The 955-nt window shown below is 44.9% G+C and carries 2 protein-coding genes; both read left to right on the forward strand.

The genetic code is table 11. The annotated features are described in order from the left end of the window. Window positions 1-485: dTMP kinase (gene tmk / locus SORDD24_RS06935; protein WP_081103539.1), on the forward strand; the 485-nt coding region annotated here is incomplete at its 5' end. Further along, a partial coding sequence (locus SORDD24_RS11720; protein WP_231082697.1) for a DNA polymerase III subunit delta' occupies window positions 482-955 on the forward strand: 474 nt, incomplete at its 3' end. The genes tmk and SORDD24_RS11720, both read left to right, overlap by 4 nt.

The raw sequence follows: 955 nt of genomic DNA on the forward strand, positions 1-955 counted from the left end.
AAGTGATTTTGGACCCAAGTCATACTCAGATGGATCCTAAAACAGAGCTCCTTCTCTATATCGCAAGTCGCAGACAGCACTTGGTGGAAAAAGTTCTGCCTGCTCTTGAAGCTGGTAAGTTGGTCATTATGGACCGCTTCATCGATAGTTCCGTTGCTTATCAGGGATTTGGCCGTGGCTTGGATATTGATGCCATTGATTGGCTCAATCACTTTGCGACAGATGGCCTCAAACCTGATTTGACACTTTATTTTGACATTGAGGTGGAAGAGGGGCTTGCTCGCATTGCTGCCAACAGTGATCGGGAGGTCAATCGTTTGGACTTGGAAGGTTTGGACTTGCACAAGAAAGTCCGTCAAGGCTACCTTTCTCTTCTGGAAAAAGAAGGAAATCGCATTGTCAAGATTGATGCCAGTCTTCCTTTGGAGCAAGTTGTGGAAATTACCAAGGCTGTCTTGTTTGACAGAATGGGCTTGGCTAAATGAAACAAGATCAACTAAAGGCTTGGCAACCAGAGCAGTTTGACCGCTTTGTCCGTATTCTAGAACAAGACCAGCTCAATCACGCCTATCTCTTTTCAGGTTTCTTTGGAAGCTTGGAAATGGCGCAGTTTTTGGCTAAGAGCCTCTTTTGTAGGGATAAAGTAGGCGTTCTACCGTGTGAGAAATGCCGAAACTGCAAGCTGATTGAACAGGAAGAATTTCCCGATGTTACCTTGATTAAGCCAGTCAATCAGGTCATCAAGACAGAACGCATTCGAGAATTGGTGGGTCAGTTTTCCCAAGCAGGGATTGAAAGCCAGCAACAGGTCTTTATTATCGAGCAGGCGGAAAAAATGCATCCTAATGCAGCCAATTCTCTGCTCAAGGTCATCGAAGAACCTCAGAGTGAAGTTTACATTTTCTTCTTAACTAGTGATGAGGAAAAAATCTTGCCGACAATCCGTAGTCGGACC

It is taken from the genome of Streptococcus oralis, from assembly GCF_001579175.1.
Taxonomy (GTDB): domain Bacteria; phylum Bacillota; class Bacilli; order Lactobacillales; family Streptococcaceae; genus Streptococcus; species Streptococcus oralis_O.